Below are 20,049 nucleotides of genomic sequence, written 5' to 3'. Positions count from 1 at the left end.
TGCTTAAAGGAGAAAATTACAGAAGAAAGCAGATTTCTTGATTCTGTTTTTATTGGGTGATAAAATAACAATGTTGCCTAGATATCTAGACCTATCGCAAGGAACCTCTGTGGTTCCTTGCGTTTAGTGAAATAGTCAATATACCTGAAAGGTGGTCAACCGTGTTTAATTTTATAAAGAACCTTTTTGATGACAATGCGAAGGAAGTAAAGCGCCTGCAACGCATTGTAGAAGATGTTAATGACTTAGAATCTCAGATTGCTGGTCTAACAGATGAACAATTGCGGAATAAAACGAGTGAATTTAAACAACTGCTGGAAAATGGTCGAACTCTGGATGATATTATGCCTGAAGCCTATGCTGTTGTTAGAGAGGCCTCTAAGCGAGTACTCGGTATGCGGCACTATGATGTTCAGTTAATCGGTGGAATGGTGCTGCACCAGGGGCGTATTGCAGAAATGAGAACCGGTGAAGGTAAAACCCTGGTTGCTACTTTGCCGGTCTATCTAAATGCTTTAACCGGCAAAGGCGTTCATGTAATTACTGTGAACGACTACCTCGCTACCCGTGACAGTGAGTGGATGGGTAGAATATACCGTTTCCTAGGTTTATCTGTGGGGCTAATTGTGCATGGACTTAGCCCGGAACAACGCAGGCAAGCCTATAATGCGGATATTACCTACGGAACGAATAATGAGTTTGGCTTTGATTACCTGAGAGATAACATGGCTCACAATCCGGAGCAATTAGTGCAGCGGGATTTACACTACGTCATTGTGGACGAAGTGGATAGTATCTTAATTGATGAGGCCCGGACACCCCTAATTATTTCTGGTGCTGCGGATAAACCGACGGAACTTTATTATAAAATGGCTAAGATTGTGCCTAAATTAGTTCGCGATACGGATTATACCGTTGATGAAAAGGCCCACAATGTATTGCTGACAGAAGAAGGGGTAGATAAGGCAGAAAAGTTACTGGGTATAGAAAACCTATATGACGAATCAAATATGGAAATCAATCACTACTTAAATCAGTCGCTGAAGGCACATGGCTTGATGCATAGGGATCGGGACTATGTGGTTAGGGATGGCGAGGTAGTCATTGTAGATGAATTTACCGGTCGCCTGATGTTTGGTCGTCGTTACAGTGATGGATTGCACCAGTCTATTGAAGCCAAAGAGGGCGTAAAAATAGAGAAAGAATCCCAAACCTTAGCAACGATTACTTTCCAGAACTATTTCCGGATGTATCATAAATTAGCGGGTATGACCGGAACGGCCCTTACAGAGGAGGAAGAATTCCGTAAGATCTACGGCTTAGAAGTTATTGTGATTCCTACCAATAAACCAATGATTCGTAATGATATTTCCGATGTGGTGTATAAAACAGAGTCTAGCAAATTTAAAGCTGTAGTGGAAGATGTTGTAACAAGACATCAAACCGGGCAACCTGTCTTGGTGGGAACTATTTCTATTGCTAAGTCGGAGCTTCTGAGTGCGCTATTAAAAAGGAGAGGTGTACCTCACCAGGTACTAAATGCTAAGGTTCATGATAAAGAAGCAGAAATTATTGCCCAAGCGGGTCGCTTTAAAGCAGTAACCATTGCTACCAATATGGCTGGTCGTGGTACGGATATTTTGTTGGGGGGCAATCCAGAAGTTCAAGCTAGAATTGAGCTGCGTAAAAAGGATCTGACAGAGGAAACAGCTCCCGAAGAGTTTAAACGGCTATTAGATCAATTTAAAAAGCAATGTGAAGAAGAACGAGCTCATGTGGTAGAGCAAGGTGGGCTGCATATTATTGGTACCGAACGCCATGAGAGCCGCCGGATTGACAATCAGCTGCGGGGCCGTTCAGGCCGTCAGGGTGACCCCGGTTCCAGTCAGTTTTACATCTCCCTAGAAGATGATCTGATGCGTTTGTTTGGTTCAGATAATATTGCTGGACTGATGGAGCGTTTGGGCATGGAAGAGGATGTGCCTATTGAACATGGTCTCATTAGTAAATCTATTGAGACAGCACAAAAACGTGTGGAAAATCGTAACTTCTCCATTCGTAAACACGTATTAGACTATGATGATGTTATGAACCAGCAGCGTGAAGTGATCTACCAGCAGCGACGTAAAGTGTTGACTGGTGAGAACATGGCTGAGAATATTAAAGAAACCATCGCTACTGTGGTGGAGCGTTCAGTCGACATGTATTGCCCTGAAGGTGTACACCAGGAAGAATGGGATTTAACCAGCCTATTAGAGCATGCAGAGAACCTCTACCTGCCGAACCATACTCTGCAGCCAACTGACCTTGAGGATATGGGACGCCAGGGGCTTAAGGAAGAACTTTTAGAGAAAACCATGGAGTTTTACCATCAGCGGGAGCAAGAGCTTGGTGTGGAAACCCTGCGTGAAATCGAACGCATTGTGCTGTTGCGTTTGGTAGATGAAAAGTGGATGGATCATCTGGATGCCATGGATCAGCTCCGGGAGGGTATTGGTTTACGGGGTTATGGTAGTAAAGATCCTCTCATAGAATATAAATTTGAAGCTTACGAAATGTTTAATAACATGATTGCCAATATCCAGGATGATGTAGTTCGTTATGTCTTTCGGGTGAATATGGTAACTCCTCAAGAAAGACAGCAGCGGCAAGTGGTAGAAAACCGCTATGAAGAAGAGGGACAGAAGCCAATTCGTAAAGAATCACAGGTGGGAAGAAATGACGAATGCCCCTGTGGCAGCGGTAAAAAATACAAAAAATGCTGCGGTAAATAATACAGAGAATACTAAAAGGGGTTTGACCCCTTTTAGTATTTAGTACATTTTCTAGTATGAATTTCTGGTGATGTAGTTACTTAAGAAAGGATGAATCCCTTTGCTAGATACCGAAGTAAGGCGTGATTTAGAGAAGTTGGGGAAGCGTATCCAAGATTTGAGGGTTTCTCTTTGACATTGATAGGCAGCAAGAGGAAATAGAAAAACTGGAACGAGAAATGATGCAGCAGGGTTTTTGGGATAACGTGGAACAAAGTCAGAAAGTTAACCAGAGGTTAACCAAGCTTAAGGATCGGGTAGGTGCCTTTAAGGCATTGGAATCCGCTCATCAGGATTTGGAAGTGATGTGGGAGTTGTGTCTGGAAGAGCAGGACCTCTTGTTGGATGAAGAACTGCTGACAGAACTGGCGTCTCTGACTAAAGGGGTAGACGATACTGAACTGGAGGTATTGCTGTCTGGCCCTTACGACCGAGGCGATGCTATTTTGTCCCTACACCCCGGTGCTGGTGGTACCGAATCTCAAGATTGGGCACAGATGCTCTTTCGCATGTATACTCGCTATTGCGAGAACCATGGTTTTAAGGTAGAGATCTTGGATCTTCTCCCCGGCGATGAGGCGGGTATTAAGAGTGCTACCATCCAGGTGTCCGGTCCGAATGCTTATGGCTACCTGCGCTGTGAAAAGGGGGTGCACCGGCTTGTACGCATTTCTCCCTTTGATACGGCGGGCCGTCGGCATACTTCCTTTGCCTCGGTGGATGTACTGCCGGTGGTTGAGGATGAAGTGGCGGTTACTATCCGGCCGGAGGAATTGAAAATCGATACCTATCGTTCTGGAGGAGCGGGAGGTCAGCACGTTAACAAGACCGACTCGGCTGTGCGGATTACTCACCTACCTACAGGTATTGTGGTGGCCTGCCAAAATGAACGATCCCAAACTTTCAACCGTGTGGCCGCCATGAAGCTATTAAAGTCCAAACTCATTGACCTGGAATTGCGTAAAAAAGAAGAGGAGTTGGCTTCTTTGCGGGGTGATCAAAAGGAGATTGCCTGGGGCAGTCAAATTCGTTCATATGTTTTCCACCCTTATAGCCTGGTAAAGGACCATCGCACCGGCGAAGAAATTGGCAATGTTCATGCCGTAATGGATGGAGCCATCGATGAGTTTATCGCATCTTACTTAAAGAATAAAGCTAGTTCTACACACTAAGCTGGTTGCTTGATGTTTTAGGAACTCTGTGTATTTTAAATATAAACTATGATATACTTACCCTTGCACAGTCAAGGATGAACGCTTCATCCGGCCTCTACCGTTGGTAGAGGTTTTTACTTTCTTTTACAACGATTTAGATAAAAACTCTAGATTTTTCCCAAAACTCCTACTTCCCAATAACTAAAAGGAATATAAGCAACAATTATAGAACTACATTCTTATTGTCGTAAATTGATATTTTGGAGGAGAAAGGATTGGTTTTTTCCAGCCTGATTTTTCTGTATGCTTTTTTGCCCATAACGTTACTACTGTTTTTTATCATTAAGAATCAAACCTATCGTAATTTTGTTTTAATCCTGGCTTCCTTGCTCTTCTATGCCTGGGGAGAACCGGTTTGGGTTAGTCTGCTGTTGTTTACGGTGCTGGTAGACTATTACTTTGGACTCAAGGTGGAGAAATATCGGGGACGCTGGCAGAGTAAGGCGGCTTTGATCTCGGCTATTACGGCGAATCTTGCCGTATTGGCCTTTTTTAAATACTCCGCCTTTTTTGCGGAAAATATCAACCTTTTGTTCCATACTCAGTTGCCCTACTATCAATATGGCTTGCCCTTAGGCATTTCCTTTTACACCTTCCAGGCCATTTGCTATGTGGTTGATGTTTACCGGGGAGAAATGACATGCCAGAAGTCTTTTCCGAAATTGTTACTTTATATTTCCCTCTTTCCCCAATTGGTGGCAGGCCCCATCGTACGCTATAAGGATATTGCCCAACAAATTGACCAGCGGGTGATTACTCTCGCTGGTTTTAGTGAAGGAATCACTCGCTTTACCATCGGTTTGGCTAAAAAGGTGCTTTTAGCCAACACGGCGGGGGAACTGGCCGGAGCTTATCTGAACGGCAATTTAGCAGAGGCTACTGTGCTGGGAGCGTGGTTCGGCATTACTTTATTTGCCCTGCAAATCTATTTTGACTTTTCCGGTTACTCGGATATGGCCATAGGATTGGGTAGAATGTTCGGCTTTACTTTTAAAGAGAACTTTAACCATCCCTATGTTTCAACCTCAGCCACCGAATTTTGGCGGCGCTGGCACATTTCCCTGGGCAGTTTTTTTCGGGACTATGTCTATATACCCCTGGGTGGTAATCGCAGCCATCATATAAGGAATATGTTTGTAGTTTGGTTTTTAACCGGCTTTTGGCATGGTGCCAGTTGGAATTTCATTGTCTGGGGTCTATATTATGGTCTGCTGATTATGCTGGAGAAGAAGTTCTTACTTAGCCTTTTTGCCAAACTTCCTAAGGTGTTTTCTCATGTCTATTTATTGGTGGCTGCATTGGTGGGCTGGGTGTTCTTCTACTACACAGAATTTGCCAAGGCGATTGATTTCCTAGGCATTATGTTTGGTTTGGCCAATCGCCAGTTAGTAAATCAGGATGTCATAACCGCTATTTACAACAATTGTACATTCCTAGCTCTGGCGATCATTGGCTGCACCCCGGTGCTAGCTAAATTGCAGAGTTTGAAAAATCCCTGGGGGCGCTATCTGGAAGTTGGCAAGCCAGTGATTTGCTTCGCCTTATTAATAGTTTGTTCCGTTCTTTTGGTGGGTAATAGCTATAACCCGTTTCTCTACTTTAGGTTTTAAGTACATAAGATAGGTGAATAAGAGATGAAAAAGGTGCTGTACGCTAATATTGTGTTGTTTTTAGCTACTCTGTTTTGTTTAGGATTTTTGAACGTAATCAGTGACAAGCCAACCATTTCCCAACTGGAGAACAGAGCGTTAAAAGAAAGACCGAAGCTGACCACGGAAAAATTATTTGCCGGGGATTATTGTAAAGAGTTTGAAGAATATTTTGCCGACACCTTTATTTTTCGGGAGAACTTTGTCAACCTTAGCCGGGATATTAAAGAGTTACGTGGCTTTTCCAGGGAAGATCAAGCTACCATTGTAGACCATACCGGAGCGAATTTTGCTGCCGGGGAACCAGGCAAGACAGGGAGTATCCTCCTGCTCAAGGATCGGGCCATGTATATTCATTACTTTAATCCACAGGCCTTAGGGCTTTATGCCACTGCCATCAACAATTTGCAAGAACGACTATCAGACGGGGTCAAGATATATTCGTTAATTGCCCCCACGCAAATTGAATTTGTGGCTAATAAGAAGAGCAAAGAGGTATCGGCCCCGGAAAAGAACAGCATTGATTTCGTAAATAAGCGGTTGCACCGGGTAACGCCGGTGGATGCCTATGCCACCCTAAAAGAGAGTTGGGGAGAATACCTGTACTTTAGAACGGACCACCACTGGACAGCCCTGGGTGCTTATCGTGCCTATACTGCGCTGATGAAGGCCACCGGAGACAAGGCTGTTCCCTTGGAAAAATATGCCGTTCAGGAACTGGCTCCCTTTCTTGGCTCCCTGCATACCCTAACCTTAAACAAGAATCTTGAAAAAAAACCGGATACACTGCAATTGTATCAGCCCTTTACCGAGCATCAATATTATGTATACTGGAGCAACACCCCTGTGCAACGAGAGGTTCTAGAAATGGCTCATGCCCAAAACAAAAATAAATACGGCATCTTTTTAGGCGGCGATATCCCTTTGGGCAAGATTGTGACTCAGGTAAAAAATGGCAAAAAGATTTTAGTGATTAAGGACTCCTATGGCAATGCCTTTGTGCCGTTTTTAATCCCGCATTATGAGGAGATCTATGTTGTCGATCCTCGCCATTACAAGGAAGGTGTGGTGCAATTAATTCGGGATAACAAAATACAGGAAGTGTTGTTTATCAACAACACGGATACTTTGATAGAAGAGGATTTTCCAAAACTTCTTCTAAAGCTGGTGCAAAGATGATAAAGCCTACTTAAAAAAACGGAAGGATCGTATTCGAGAGGAAGTGTTTGCGGGTTGTCACCGTTAGCACTCTCTTTGCACCCTATTTCGACAGGATTTTTTCTGGTCTGGAAGGAAATAGCATCTTAAAAGAGAACACTAAATAGGCTGTAAATTTTCGGGGTATGATAAATTGTGTCTAATCAATCTAAAATAACGAAAGGGTTTATTCATGTTCTTACGTTGGTTAAAGGATTATCTGGGTGTAACCATTGGAGTTATTTTAACAGCCATCGCCCTGGATGCCTTCCTGGTTCCTGCTAAGATAGCAGCCGGTGGCCTTAGTGGTGTTGCCACCATTTTATATCATATGTTTCAATGGCCGGTGGGGCTGGTCATGCTGGTGTTGAACATCCCGCTATTTATCTGGTCCATCTTGCGGTTGGGCTGGCGTTATACGGTCAATTCGATTTTCGGCACCGTCGCTTTATCCGTCTTTGTAGATCTGCTGGTACCTTATATCCCGGTCGTCACCGAGGACTTGCTGTTGGCCAGTTTATACGGAGGCGTCCTTATGGGTATTGGGTTGGGCATGGTCTTTCGTTTTAATAGTACCACCGGGGGAACGGAACTGTTGGCTGCCATCCTCCGCACCTATGTAGGGATTAATATTGGTCAATTACTTTTTATTATAGATGGTATTGTGGTACTATGGGCAGGCTTGGTGTTCCGTTCGGCGGAACTAGCGATGTACGCTCTCATTACTATTTTTCTGGCTTCCTGGATTATTGATTTGGTCATCGAAGGCTTTAGCTCGGCCAAGGCATTTATGATTATTACTAAACGGGCCGATGCCATTAGCCAAGCTATTATTAAAGAACTGGATCGCAGTGCAACCTCTTGGAAGGCCAGGGGTATGTACAGCGGCAGTGAGCAAGAAGTGCTCATTTCGGTGGTGGGACGCTCCGAGGTTACTCGGCTAAAGAAAATTGTCAGAGAAGAAGACCCCATCGCCTTTATCATATTGGCCGATGTACACGAAGTACTTGGGGAAGGTTTTAAAGAATTAGAACCTCAAAATAAGCAATAATTTAATTCTGGAGGGAAAAGGATGAACGAAAAGATTCAGAGTTTACAGGAACGGGCCAAAGCCATTCGACGGCATATTGTTACTATGCTGGGTGAAGCCGGTTCCGGACACCCCGGAGGTTCCCTTTCGGCGGCAGACATGATTAGCGTACTCTACTTTGACACCATGAAATTAGACCCGGAAAAACCAGACTGGGCCGGACGTGACCGCTTTGTGTTATCCAAGGGCCATGCCGCTCCGGTGTTGTATGCAGCTTTGGCAGAAAAGGGTTATTTTCCTGTGGAGGAGCTAAAAACCCTACGCAAACTAGGCAGCCGTTTGCAGGGCCACCCGGATATGAAGAAACTGCCCGGTGTGGAGATGTCCACCGGCTCCTTGGGACAGGGCTTTTCCACGGCCATTGGGATGGCTCTAGGCTTGCGTTTAGACGGCGGAAACCAACGGGTCTATGCCCTGCTGGGAGATGGCGAGGTTCAGGAGGGTCAAATCTGGGAAGCAGCCATGGCCGCCGGTCATTTTAAATTAGATAACCTTACTGCCTTTCTGGATTACAATAATCTGCAAATAGACGGTCCGGTGGATGTGGTTATGAATGTGGCGCCCCTACCGGAAAAATGGCGGGCCTTCAACTGGCATGTGATAGAAATAGACGGCCACGATATCAAGCAAATCCTGCAAGCCCTGGCGGAAGCCCAGGCTACGAAAGGCAAGCCAACCATGATTATTGCCAAAACCGTCAAGGGTAAAGGTGTTTCCTTTATGGAAAACCAAGTTGGCTGGCATGGTAACGCCCCCAAGCCCGAGCAGGTGGAGCAGGCGCTGGCTGAATTAGCGTGAGATTAGTGTAGAATAGCGGTTTTATCGTTTCGACAAACAGGCCGACGGCCAAAAGGACCCCTAAGAAATACCGATAAGCAGGAGGTTTACCATGACCAAGAAGATTGCCACCCGGGAGGCCTATGGACAAGAACTGGTTCGCCTGGGAGCTGATAATAAAAATGTAGTGGTACTGGATGCAGACCTATCCAAGTCCACCAAAACCCATGATTTTATGAAAACGTACCCCGATCGTTTCTTTAATATGGGTATTGCCGAAGGCAACCTGATGTCCACCGCCGCAGGGCTTGCCACTGTGGGTAAAATCCCCTTTGCCAGTACCTTTGCTATGTTTGCCACTGGACGGGCTTTTGAACAAATTCGCAACAGTATCTGCTATCCGAAGCTTAACGTAAAAATTGCTGCCACCCACGCGGGTGTTACCGTTGGTGAAGACGGTGGCTCTCACCAGTCCATTGAAGACATTGCCATTATGCGGGCCCTGCCGGGCATGACGGTGTTTGTACCTGCTGACGCGGTGGAAACTGCGGCTTGCCTACGGGCCGCTGTCGAAATTCAGGGACCTGTTTATATCCGCCTGGGTCGTTCCGGTGTGCCGACCATTCACGGAGAGGATTTCAAATTTACCCCCGGGGAGGCAGTAACCCTGCGACAGGGTAGTGATGTGGCTCTGGTGGCTACCGGCATTATGGTCTCTGCTGCTTTAGAGGCTGCCGAAGCTTTGGCTACGGTCGGAATTCAGGCTAAAGTGGTGGATGTACATACCATCAAGCCTCTGGATATCTTTGCCATTGTAGAAGCCGCCCGGGAGTGCGGTGCCGTAGTAACGGCTGAAGAACATTCCATCATTGGTGGTTTAGGTAGTGCTGTGGCTGAGACTTTAGCGGAACATCACGCCGTTCCCCTGCAGCGGGTAGGCGTACGGGACACCTTTGGTGAATCCGGCAAACCTGCCGAACTGTTGGAGCACTTTGGTCTTACTTCCGCCGGTATCGTAGAAGCCGCTAAGAAAGTTATTGCTAAAAAGAAATAAAGATGGTAATTGGAGACCCTGGCTAAATGCAATACCTAAGCCAGGGTCTTTTTGGCTTTGTAGGATATGGAAAATGAAGGATGTTAGGTTATCTTGTTGAACTTACTTCACAGAAAAACGTCGAATTAGGAGGTGGGATATTTTGTTGGTAAGGCTGATTTTATCGGTTGTCCTGGCATTGTCTTTTACGGGAATGGCCTATGCCTTAGTATTTTACTAACCAACAGCCATAAATTTACTTTTAAAAGGCTTCTCGTAAGGTGGGAAGCTTTCTTTTTTGACAATTTCTACAAGCTGACAAAGAGTAACAGGATTCTACAGAACTGTGTAGAAAATTATACTAAATAAGTTGTTTATATGTGGAAGGAGAGTTATTCTTTGAGAAACCAATTACTACGGAAATCACGGCGTGGGCTAGGTATCTTGTTTTTAGCTTGCCTAATGTATATGGTCAGTGTCATTCCCGGTTATGCCGCCGGGATTGCGCAAGCGTCCCCGCCTGCGGTAGCACCAACCATTATTGTGGATGGCCTGGTTGTTACCACCCCGGATTTTCAGCGGGATACCAAAATTATCGAGCACGGCTCTCTGAATACCCTGAAAAATTACCCCGATGGCTATCAAATTCAATACCCCTCTGCCATGTGGGTGGATGTCACTGCTTCTCCGGTAAGAACTACTTTGGCGGATGCCAATACAAGGGTGGAAATTTATTACCAACCATTAACCATTTCACCCGATGCCTATGTTAATTATGGCAACAGACCCATTACTACGGGTAAAGATCAGGTGCAGATTATTAAAAACAAACAGGAAAAGGTTAATGGCAAACTAACCAAGCAATTATGGTGGGTACGACCGCAATTAACAAGAGTGGCCAATGATAAAAATGCCTATGCAACTGTAGATATCATTGTTAATCAACAGGAAATTTACACCCTGTTTTTTAAGTCCACCTCTCTGGAAAGCTTGAATCAACTGGTGCCTCAAATGGTTAAAACCTTTACCGTGATGCCCAAACAAGGAATAGCCAGCTATTCCTTGAAACAAGACAGCCCGCGTAATTTTCCTTTATCTAAGGAAGCAAATGAGGTATTGACCCAATATTTTAAAGGTGATCAACAATCCTGGGGTATCTACGAATATACTTTCCCCTTGGAGCCCGATTATTTACTAAATTTAGAAAAGCAACTAAACTACAGCTTTGACTTTGTTCTAAACTACACCAGCCTGACCAAGGCGCCGGTTAAAGAAACCTTGGAGAAGGCCTGGCAACATCAGAAAATTGTTGAACTTACTTTACAGATGATCGGCTCCGGCGAGGATTTCAACAACCCTAAAACCTACGATATCTTAAATGGGGTATATGATCAATTCCTCACCAATTATGCACGGGAGGTTAAAGCCTTTGGTAAGCCGGTGCTGTTTCGCCTAAACAATGAAATGAACGGAGATTGGTGTTCCTATTCGGCTTATCACAGTTCCAAGGATGCCAGTTTGTATGTTGAAGTATGGCGGTATATCTACAAGATTTTTCGGGAGCAAGGGGTAGATAATGCCCTGTGGATATGGAACCCCCATGACACTTCCTTTCCCGACTTCAAATGGAATTATCCCGCGAGTTATTATCCCGGGGATGAATATGTGGATATTGTAGGGCTCACTGGTTATAACACCGGTACCTATTATCCCGGTGAAAAATGGCGGGGCTTCACGCAAATTTACGATCCTTTGTATCAAGAGTATCTGGAGATGTTTCCGAATAAACCCTTTATGATTACAGAGTTTGGCTCCAATCACTATGGTGGGGATAAGTTTGCCTGGATCAATGAAGCCTTTGCTAATATGCATCGCTACAAAAACATAAAAGTGATGATTTGGTGGAATGGCATTGACTGGGATGGCACCATGCCAGCTAGAACCTACCGCATTGATCAGACTTCAGCTATCATCAAAGTGATGAAGGAAGGTCTGCAGCAATATCCTAAGGTAAAATCTCAGGAAGAACCTCAGGATGAACCTCAACCAGCCAATGGAAAACAAAAAGAGTAGGGTGGTAACGTGCGCGGTCTTAGCTACGCAGTCCTCTTTTTCCTAGCAGTTCAAATGATTCTGCTCTTTGCCCTGCCAAGGGAGTTAATCTACAACGGGCGGATCAATTATGAAGTGACTAAAAATAAGGTTTCCGATCTGGATTTGGTTTTAGATGTTGTAAGCCAGCAAATTCAGACAGAAGGTCTTAGGGATTATATTGTTGTGCTGGGAGACTCCGTGGCCTATAGCGGCCCCGGTGGACCCCGGCAATCCATATCCCATTATATGGAGGATATCTCACAGGACCAAGGTCAGCCCCGACGGGTTTTCAACCTGGCCATGCCAGCCATGCAAATGGGCGATATTTATACCATGCTGTTAAAACTAAAGCAGCATGGTATTTCCACCGAACATCTAGTGATCAATCTCATTTACCAGGGTTTTACGGAACGGCAGCCCGACCCGCCGATCGTGTTTTGGCTGGATCAGGAATTTAAGCAGCGAGACCCGGCCACCTTTGCTTTGGTGAGAAATCACCTGGCCATTAACCAAAGGGGTGAAGCTAAGCAACAATCCCTGAACGAAGCCATGAAGAAGTTCTATGAAACCAAGCTTTATCCGTTAATCCCGATTTTGAAGTATAAAGACTACATTACCTTATCGGTGCTGCAGCAAACCAAAGCTGTCCTGAAGCAAGGGGACAGTGAGGCACCGGACACCCGCCCCTGGTATGAAAAACCAGGGTTGGCAGAACTTCTAGACAAGCCGGAGTATCAAAAGGGTTTATCAGACCAGCCCTTTGTCATGGATACTACGAATCCGCAGATTTTGCTGCTGAATAAAGTGATGGAGCAAGTGGCGGGCAAAAACGTGGTCTTTTTCCTGGCCCCGATCAATCAAAGGCTGATGCAAAAGAATGTAACCAAGGCGGGTTACCAGGAGAATCTGCAAAAAATTGATGCGTATTTTCAGGACAAGCCTGTGAAGTTTCTTAACTTGGAAAATGATCTGGACCAGGCTTACTTTACCGACCATGTGCACTTGACCCCGGCGGGGTACCAGCAACTGGCGCAGATACTGTATCGCGAGATCAAAGAGTAGGGGATCGGTTATGCTGTTTAATTCTCCAGAATTTATGACTCTATTATTGCTGACGGTGGCTTTATACTATGCCTTACCGTCCCTTCGGTTACCCCTGCTGGCCGTTGCCAGTATGCTTTTTTATGCTGTTTCCGGACCAGGATTTTTGGTGTTGTTTCTGGTAGTATCCTGGATCAGCTATCGGTTGGCTAGGGAATTTGCTACTGCCAGGGGGAAAGCCCTGTTTATTTTGGCCTTGGTTTTGAACATTGCCAACCTAATCTTGTTTAAATATTCCTTATTTATGACACAAAATGTAGAGAGATTGTTAGGGATTCAGTGGCCAGTCATTGATCAGCTAATTAGTCAACTTATTTTACCGCTGGGCATTTCCTTTTACACCTTTCAACTCATTTCTTACCTGGTGGATGTACGACAGCAGCGGATCTCTCCCTGCCGAAATTTCCTGTTGTTCTGGGTGTATATGTCTTTTTTTGCCAAGCTGGTGGCAGGGCCGATCATGCGGGGGCAGGAATTGCTACCACAACTGGCAAAGGTGCAGCAGCACAGGTTTTCACTTCCTGAGTTTAAATATGGGGTATATTTAATTATCCTTGGTTTAAGTAAGAAACTATTAATTGCCGATAACCTTGCCGCCTATGTAGAGACGTTATTTACGCCAGCCGCCCTTACCAATGGCGCCCAATCCTGGGCTGCGGCTTATTTGTATACCTTTCAATTGTATTTTGATTTTTCTGCTTACAGTGATATGGCTGTGGGCGTTGGCTATTTGTTTGGGGTGAAGTTAGTGCAAAACTTTGTTACCCCCTATGTTAGTGCCAATATCACGGAATTTTGGAAAAGGTGGCATATTTCTCTTTCCAAATGGATTCAGGACTATATCTACATCCCCTTGGGTGGCTCCCGCAAGGGAACACTGCGGCAGTATGTAAATTTATTCCTGGCCATGGGGATTTCCGGACTCTGGCATGGGGCGGCTTGGACCTTTGTAGCCTGGGGGTTGTTGCACGGAGCTCTGTTGGTGGGGCATAAGCTTTACCTGGACATTAAGAAGAGACTTTTACCCCAGTCGCTTGGGGAGAGTCTTGGCTACCGTCTACTCTGTGTAGCTGTATTCTTTCATATTATTTGCATCACGTGGGTGTTTTTCCGGGCAGGTAGTCTTACCCTGGCGGTGGCTATGACTAAAAGTATGCTTAACCCGGCTACGCTGGGTCAATTATCTGGTTTCACGATGTACTTTGGGCTAGTCTTGGGACTGTATCTACTCCATCTAATTGAACATTTTTGCCGCAAAAACGAGGGTAAATTAGCCGATCTGTGGCACCGGGTGGTACCGGCACCGCTGCGGGGGATGTCGTACACGCTGCTCATTTGTGTACTGCTGTTAGCGGTAAAAACCCAAGCAACAGGGTTTATTTATTTCCGTTTTTAACGGTCAGAAACCAGAGGAAAAGAGAGCCCTTTCCGATATGCCCAAGGGCAAACTAGCTGCTGCCCTATAGGGTACGCATAAAGACTTGGCGTACTCCTCAGCATAAGCAAGCCAAGTTTTTCTAAGCGAATTCTAAAGGAATTTGGGAAATAGCGTCGAAGTTGAGTAGTTGGTACGTAAAATTGGTACTAAAATCTACACGTGGGAGTTCGTCATGATACAGCTCTATAATGTTTCTAAAGTCTATGAAAACGGTGTTAAGGCTGTTTCTGATTTATCTTTACATATTAAAAAGGGTGAATTTGCTTTCTTGGTGGGGCCCAGCGGTGCGGGTAAATCTACCTTGATTAAACTAATCTTCCGGGAGGAGCTGCCTACCCGGGGCCAAGTTATGTTTAATGGCAAGAATATTTTACGGATGAAGCCCAGAGAAGTCCCTCACCTACGCCGTAAGATCGGCATGGTATTTCAAGATTTTCGCCTGTTACCGCAAAAAACGGCAGCAGAAAATGTTGCCTTTGCCTTGGAGATTACCGGTACCTCCAGTCGGGAGATCAAGCGCCTGGTACCGGCAGTGTTGGAGCAGGTGGGCCTAAAGGACAAAGGTGATTTGCTGCCAGCCCAAATGTCCGGTGGAGAGCAGCAAAGGGTAGGCATCGCCAGGGCGATCGTCAATAACCCGCTGATCATTATTGCCGACGAACCCACAGGCAATCTGGATCCGGACACCTCTTGGGAAATTATGAATCTCTTTCAAGACATTAATCGCCGGGGGACCACCATTCTGATGGTAACCCACGCCTCAGATATTGTTAACACGATGAAAAAGCGCGTTATTGCTTTACAAAACGGCGGTATTGTGCGGGATGAAGAGAGCGGGGTGTACCGCCGTGAACCTTAATTCCATTAAATACTTCTTTAAGGAAGCCTTTACCTCGTTGGTTAGAAATAGCTGGTTATCTGTTTCTTCCATCGGCATTGTCACCGTATCACTCATTATTCTGGGGGCTTCGTTATTGCTGGTGGTCAATGCAGAAAAACTGGCCCAATCGGTGGAAAGCAGTGTGGAAATTACCGCCTTTCTAAAGGAAGATGTGGGCAAGGTTGAGCGGGACCGCATTAAAGATAAGATTAAAGAGAATTCTGCGGTGAGCACCATCGAATTTATTTCCAAAGAACAGGCTCTTAAGGATATGAAGCAAAGTTTTGGTGAGCGGTCAGATATTTTGGAATCCTTGGAAGACAGCAACCCTCTGCCCGATGCCTTCCGCATTAAAACCAAGACTGCGGAAGCGGTGCCTGCAGCGGCTCGTGCCCTGGAAAAAATCAATGGCATTGAGCAGGTTCGTTACGGTCAGGGTGTGGTGGAAAAACTGCTCAATGTCACAAAATGGGTTCGCTTGGCCAGTATCGTTACCCTGGGATTGTTAACTCTGGCGGCGGTTTTTCTAATTGCCACCACCATTCGCATGTCGGTCTTTGCCCGGCGGCGGGAGATTGGTATTATGAAGGTATTAGGAGCCACCAACTGGTTTGTGCGGTTCCCCTTTATGCTGGAGGGTATTGTCTTAGGCCTTACCGGAGGGTTGCTGGCCATACTCGTGGTAGATTTAGGTTACCTGTCCCTAATGCAAAAAGTAAAAGTTTCACTGCCCTTTATCCAACTGGTAAATGAGTCTCAAGTAATTCTCTCCATTTTAGGTAGCATGATTGGCCTGGGTATTTTCATCGGTGCCCTGGGCAGCTGGTTTTCTTTACGCAGGTTTTTAAAGGTTTAACGATATGAATGAATTTGGAGTTGATCATCGGTGCGAGGTAACTGGACTCGGAAAATAACTGTCCTGACCCTGGGGTTGTTATTGACAGCAACACCGGTATTAGCAAACACGGCCCTGGATCAGCAATTAAACAATGTGCGTAGTCAAATTAATCAGAAGAAAAATCAGGAACAGAAGCAACAAAAAGTTGTTAAAGATTACACCCAACAAATCGTTAGTATTAACAATTCTATTAATCAGAAGAACCAGCAGATTAAAGACCTGCAGGGAACTTTGAGCAGCGCTGTTAGCCGACTGCAAGAGACCAAAAAGGATCTGGCCGAGGCTGAGAAACGTCTGGATGACAGTAACGAGCAACTCAAAAAGCGGGTCAAAGGGATGTACCAAGGTGGCCCGGTTAGTTATCTGGAGGTTTTATTAAATGCCGGCAGCTTTGGAGACTTTACCAACCGCCTGGAGTTTTTGTTGCGGATGGTCCAGAGTGACAAGTCCGTGGTAGATCGTATTACGGTAGAAAAAAAGCAAATTGAAGAATATAAAAGTGCTTTAGAAACCAGGGCTCAGCAGATTGCCGCATTAAAAAATGAGCAAGAAATGGTGAAACAGTCCCTGGCCAAAGCGCAGCAAGAAAAAGAATCGTTGCTAAATGAAGCCAAGCAGGACTTAAAACAAACGGCTACGGAAGTAGATCGTCTGGAGGCCCAGGAAGAAAATATCCTCAGGCAGATTGCCTTGGAGAATGCTAAAAAGGGCGGCAACTATGCCGGGGGTGTCTTTAGCTGGCCATTGCCGGGCTATACCAAAATATCTTCTCCCTTCGGCAATCGCCTTCACCCCATTTTAAAGCAGAACCGTTTTCACGCCGGTATCGATATCCCGGCGCCCACCGGAGTTAACATCATAGCCCCAGCTGATGGTACAGTTATTTACTCGGGCACCATGACTGGCTATGGCAAGGTAGTCATGATTGATCACGGCGGTGGCGTAGTAAGTCTTTATGGTCACTGCTCTGCTCAGCTGGTCAGTAAGGACCAGGTTGTAACCAAGGGTTCGGCCATTGCCAAGGTCGGCAGCACCGGCATGTCCACCGGTCCGCACTTACACTTTGAAGTACGGAAGGATGGTACACCGGTTAGTCCCCATAACTATTTGTAAAGCTTAGCTTTTTGTATACTTTCTCAATGGAATTCTTATATTTGAAAGTGTAAGTAAAGCCGGGCAACCCCCGGCTTTTTACTATAAATAAAAAAGAGTGGGCAGGTGTTAATGAATCTTCCCTCTATTTTAAGCAGTATGATTGACTAGGGTATTTTTATTCGGTGCCTGGGAAGTTGCTTTTTTACGCAAGTTTTTAAAAGTTTAACGATATGAATGATTTGGAGTTGATAGTCGGTGCGAGGTAGATGGACCCAGAGAATTGTCCTGATCCTGGGGCTGTTGCTGACAGCATCACCGGTATTAGCAAACACAGCTATGGATCAGCAACTAAACGATGTGCGTAGTCAAATTAATCAGAAGAAGAATCAGGAACAGAAGCAACAAAAAGTTGTTAAGGATTACACCCAACAAATCGTTAGTATTAACAATTCTATTCAGCAGAAGAACCAGCAGATTAAAGACCTGCAGGGAACTTTGAGCAGTGCTGTTAGCCGACTGCAAGAAACCAAAAAGGATCTGGCCGAGGCTGAGAAACGCTTGGATGACAGTAACGAGCAACTCAAAAAGCGGGTCAAGGGGATGTACCAAGGTGGCCCGGTTAGTTATCTGGAGGTTTTATTAAACGCCGGCAGCTTTGGAGATTTTACCAACCGCCTGGAGTTTCTGTTGCGGATGGTACAGAGTGACAAGTCCGTGGTAGATCGTATTACGGTAGAAAAAAAGCAAATTGAAGAATATAAAAGTGCTTTGGAAACCAGGGCCCAGCAGATTGCCGCATTAAAAAATGAGCAGGAAATGGTGAAACAGTCCCTGGCCAAAGCCCAGCAAGAAAAAGAATCGTTGCTAAAGGAAGCCAAGCAGGATTTAAAACAAACAGCTGCGGAAGTGGATCGTCTGGAGGCCCAGGAAGAAAATATCCTCCGGCAGATTGCCTTGGAGAATGCTAAAAAGGGTGGCAACTATGCCGGGGGTGTCTTTAGTTGGCCACTGCCAGGTCATACAGGGATATCTTCCCCCTTCGGCAATCGCATTCACCCCATTTTAAAGCAACCACGTTTCCACGCTGGCATTGATATCCCGGCACCCACCGGAGTTAACATCCTTGCTCCAGCTGATGGCACAGTTATTTACTCGGCCACTATGACCGGCTACGGCAAAGTGGTAATGCTTGATCATGGTGGTGGCGTGGTAAGCCTATATGGCCATTGTTCTGCTCAGTTGGTCAGTAAAGGCCAGGCTGTAACCAAGGGTTCGGTCATTGCTAAGGTTGGCAGCACCGGCGTGTCCAGCGGTCCGCATTTACACTTTGAAGTACGGAAGGATGGTACACCGGTTAGCCCCCATAACTATTTGTAAAGCCTAGCTTTTGTATACTTTCATCAATAGGATTCCTATATTTGAAAGTGTAAAGTAAAGCCGGGAAACCTCCGGCTTTTTATTTAAACGCCGCGGCGCGATGCACACAAAATGCGCAAGCGCTCATTGAATGATTACCCCAAGGCATAAGCCAATAATTGGAAAAGTGTTTGTAATTTCTAACGTTGTTTTGTAGTATAATACATGTGTAACGAAAAAGAGTGGGCAGGTGTTATTGTGAGACGAAATTCATGGGCCTTCTGGGGTAGAATGGCTGTTGTTCTGGTCTCGGTGTTGTTTGTTGTTGTGCTGTTGCTTGGTGTGACGGTGGCAGGGAACTACAAGGGCCTGGGAAATTTAGTTAAGGTGGTTACCCTGGTTAAAAGTCAGTATCTGTTTGAGACAGCTCCAGAAAAGCTGGTGGAGGGAGCCATTAAAGGGGCGGTGGAATCCTTAGATGACCCTTACTCCGTTTATTTGGATAAAACAACCTACTCCTCCCTGCAGGAACAAATTCGCGGCTCCTTTGGTGGTATTGGCGTATTGGTAGGTGTGAAGGATCACTATTTAACCGTCGTGAAACCCTTTGCCAATACCCCGGCTGCCGAAGCTGGCATTAAAGAGGGGGATGTTATTATTGCCATTGGCGACCAGAAAACCAAGGATATGGACACAGACACGGCTGTTAATCTCATGCGGGGACCAGTGGGTTCCACCGTCACGCTAACCATTTCTCGAGAGGGCGTGAAGGATCCCTTCCCCAAAGAGCTGGTACGGAAAGAAATTAGTGTCCCCACTGTAGAGGGGGAGATGCTGTCCAATGAAAATAATATTGGCTATATTATAATCAGCCAGTTTACCGAAAACACCGGCAATGAGCTGGTAAAGACGCTGGAGGAACTACGCCAGGAGGGCCTGGAAGGTCTGATCCTAGATCTTAGAGATAATCCTGGTGGAGAACTGAACTCGGCGATCATGATTGCTGATCAATTCCTGAACAAAGGACCCATTGTCCACATTGACTACCGTATTGGCCGGGACCATACCTTCTATGCGGAACCGGATCATTTGAACCTGCCTCTGGTGTTGTTGGTGAACAAAGGGAGTGCCAGTGCGGCTGAAATTTTGGCTGGGGCGGTGAAGGATGCCAAAGTGGGTACTCTGGTGGGCACCCGGACCTTTGGCAAGGGTGTGGTGCAAACGGTCTTCCCGCTGGATAACGGTGCGGGGCTTAAGCTGACCACTGCCAGATATCTAACCCCTAACAAAAATGATATTCATAAGAAGGGTATTACCCCGGATATCGTAATTGAACAAGCCCCCGATGCCAAAGAAGATCCGCAACTTGATAAGGCAATTGCTTTGATCCGGGAGAAAATTCATAAGTAGAACA

15 protein-coding genes are annotated in these 20,049 nt (G+C 45.7%); all 15 read left to right on the top strand.

Annotated elements, in window-relative coordinates; translation table 11 throughout:
- Window positions 1-161 precede the first annotated feature (161 nt).
- The 15 genes from secA (at window position 162) to BUA78_RS14870 (ending at window position 20,045) form a co-directional block, all read left to right on the top strand.
- Window positions 162-2,774 (top strand): preprotein translocase subunit SecA, encoded by a 2,613-nt coding sequence (gene secA, locus BUA78_RS14940; protein WP_072916100.1) that lies wholly within the window; start codon window positions 162-164, stop codon window positions 2,772-2,774.
- Window positions 2,775-2,874: 100 nt separating this feature from the next.
- Window positions 2,875-3,985, top strand: a protein-coding gene (prfB, locus tag BUA78_RS14935) for a peptide chain release factor 2 (RefSeq protein ID WP_139257411.1) whose coding sequence is annotated in 2 segments (ribosomal slippage) — window positions 2,875-2,946 and window positions 2,948-3,985 — 1,110 coding nt in all. Because the reading frame shifts where the segments join, the coding sequence is not laid out codon by codon here.
- Between the two features lie 257 nt (window positions 3,986-4,242).
- Window positions 4,243-5,637: an MBOAT family O-acyltransferase gene (locus BUA78_RS14930; protein WP_072916099.1), complete on the top strand. Its 1,395-nt coding sequence runs from the start codon at window positions 4,243-4,245 to the stop codon at window positions 5,635-5,637.
- Between the two features lie 24 nt (window positions 5,638-5,661).
- Window positions 5,662-6,855, top strand: a complete 1,194-nt coding sequence (locus BUA78_RS14925) for a DHHW family protein (RefSeq protein WP_072916096.1) — start codon at window positions 5,662-5,664, stop codon at window positions 6,853-6,855.
- Between the two features lie 211 nt (window positions 6,856-7,066).
- Window positions 7,067-7,924: a YitT family protein gene (locus BUA78_RS14920; protein WP_072916094.1), complete on the top strand. Its 858-nt coding sequence runs from the start codon at window positions 7,067-7,069 to the stop codon at window positions 7,922-7,924.
- Window positions 7,925-7,945: 21 nt separating this feature from the next.
- On the top strand, window positions 7,946-8,761 hold the full coding sequence (locus BUA78_RS14915; protein WP_072916091.1) for a transketolase: 816 nt from the start codon (window positions 7,946-7,948) through the stop codon (window positions 8,759-8,761).
- Between the two features lie 91 nt (window positions 8,762-8,852).
- Window positions 8,853-9,794, top strand: a complete 942-nt coding sequence (locus BUA78_RS14910; protein WP_072916089.1) for a transketolase family protein — start codon at window positions 8,853-8,855, stop codon at window positions 9,792-9,794.
- Between the two features lie 378 nt (window positions 9,795-10,172).
- Complete coding sequence (locus BUA78_RS14905) at window positions 10,173-11,846, top strand: glycoside hydrolase family 26 protein (RefSeq protein ID WP_072916086.1); 1,674 nt, start codon at window positions 10,173-10,175, stop codon at window positions 11,844-11,846.
- Window positions 11,847-11,855: 9 nt separating this feature from the next.
- A complete protein-coding gene (locus BUA78_RS14900; protein WP_072916084.1) occupies window positions 11,856-12,929 on the top strand; it encodes an SGNH/GDSL hydrolase family protein in 1,074 nt (357 codons plus the stop codon).
- A gap of 10 nt (window positions 12,930-12,939) precedes the next feature.
- On the top strand, window positions 12,940-14,364 hold the full coding sequence (locus tag BUA78_RS14895; RefSeq protein ID WP_072916081.1) for an MBOAT family O-acyltransferase: 1,425 nt from the start codon (window positions 12,940-12,942) through the stop codon (window positions 14,362-14,364).
- Between the two features lie 214 nt (window positions 14,365-14,578).
- Window positions 14,579-15,265: a cell division ATP-binding protein FtsE gene (gene ftsE / locus BUA78_RS14890; RefSeq protein ID WP_072916079.1), complete on the top strand. Its 687-nt coding sequence runs from the start codon at window positions 14,579-14,581 to the stop codon at window positions 15,263-15,265.
- Window positions 15,255-16,142: a permease-like cell division protein FtsX gene (ftsX, locus tag BUA78_RS14885; protein ID WP_072916071.1), complete on the top strand. Its 888-nt coding sequence runs from the start codon at window positions 15,255-15,257 to the stop codon at window positions 16,140-16,142. The genes ftsE and ftsX overlap by 11 nt, the downstream gene beginning before the upstream one ends.
- A 30-nt stretch (window positions 16,143-16,172) precedes the next feature.
- Entirely contained in the window at window positions 16,173-17,297 is a 1,125-nt protein-coding gene (locus tag BUA78_RS14880; RefSeq protein WP_072916068.1) for a murein hydrolase activator EnvC family protein, read from the top strand.
- Between the two features lie 237 nt (window positions 17,298-17,534).
- Complete coding sequence (locus BUA78_RS14875) at window positions 17,535-18,656, top strand: murein hydrolase activator EnvC family protein (protein WP_072916066.1); 1,122 nt, start codon at window positions 17,535-17,537, stop codon at window positions 18,654-18,656.
- Between the two features lie 237 nt (window positions 18,657-18,893).
- Window positions 18,894-20,045 (top strand): S41 family peptidase, encoded by a 1,152-nt coding sequence (locus tag BUA78_RS14870; RefSeq protein WP_238456841.1) that lies wholly within the window; start codon window positions 18,894-18,896, stop codon window positions 20,043-20,045.
- Window positions 20,046-20,049: the final 4 nt, after the last annotated feature.

Source organism: Desulforamulus aeronauticus DSM 10349, from assembly GCF_900142375.1.
In the GTDB taxonomy this organism is placed as follows: Bacteria; Bacillota; Desulfotomaculia; order Desulfotomaculales; family Desulfotomaculaceae; genus Desulfotomaculum; species Desulfotomaculum aeronauticum.
The sequence above is the reverse complement of the archived record's forward strand: the minus strand, read 5'-3'. Positions and strand labels throughout refer to the sequence as shown.

What these genes read in the sequence shown, in the direction of transcription:
- BUA78_RS14925 (WP_072916096.1), top strand. Translation starts at nt 5,662, where the DNA reads ATGAAAAAGGTGCTGTACGCTAATATTGTGTTGTTTTTAGCTACTCTG.
- BUA78_RS14920 (WP_072916094.1), top strand. Translation starts at nt 7,067, where the DNA reads ATGTTCTTACGTTGGTTAAAGGATTATCTGGGTGTAACCATTGGAGTT.
- BUA78_RS14915 (WP_072916091.1), top strand. Translation starts at nt 7,946, where the DNA reads ATGAACGAAAAGATTCAGAGTTTACAGGAACGGGCCAAAGCCATTCGA.
- BUA78_RS14910 (WP_072916089.1), top strand. Translation starts at nt 8,853, where the DNA reads ATGACCAAGAAGATTGCCACCCGGGAGGCCTATGGACAAGAACTGGTT.
- BUA78_RS14895 (WP_072916081.1), top strand. Translation starts at nt 12,940, where the DNA reads ATGCTGTTTAATTCTCCAGAATTTATGACTCTATTATTGCTGACGGTG.
- ftsE (WP_072916079.1), top strand. Translation starts at nt 14,579, where the DNA reads ATGATACAGCTCTATAATGTTTCTAAAGTCTATGAAAACGGTGTTAAG.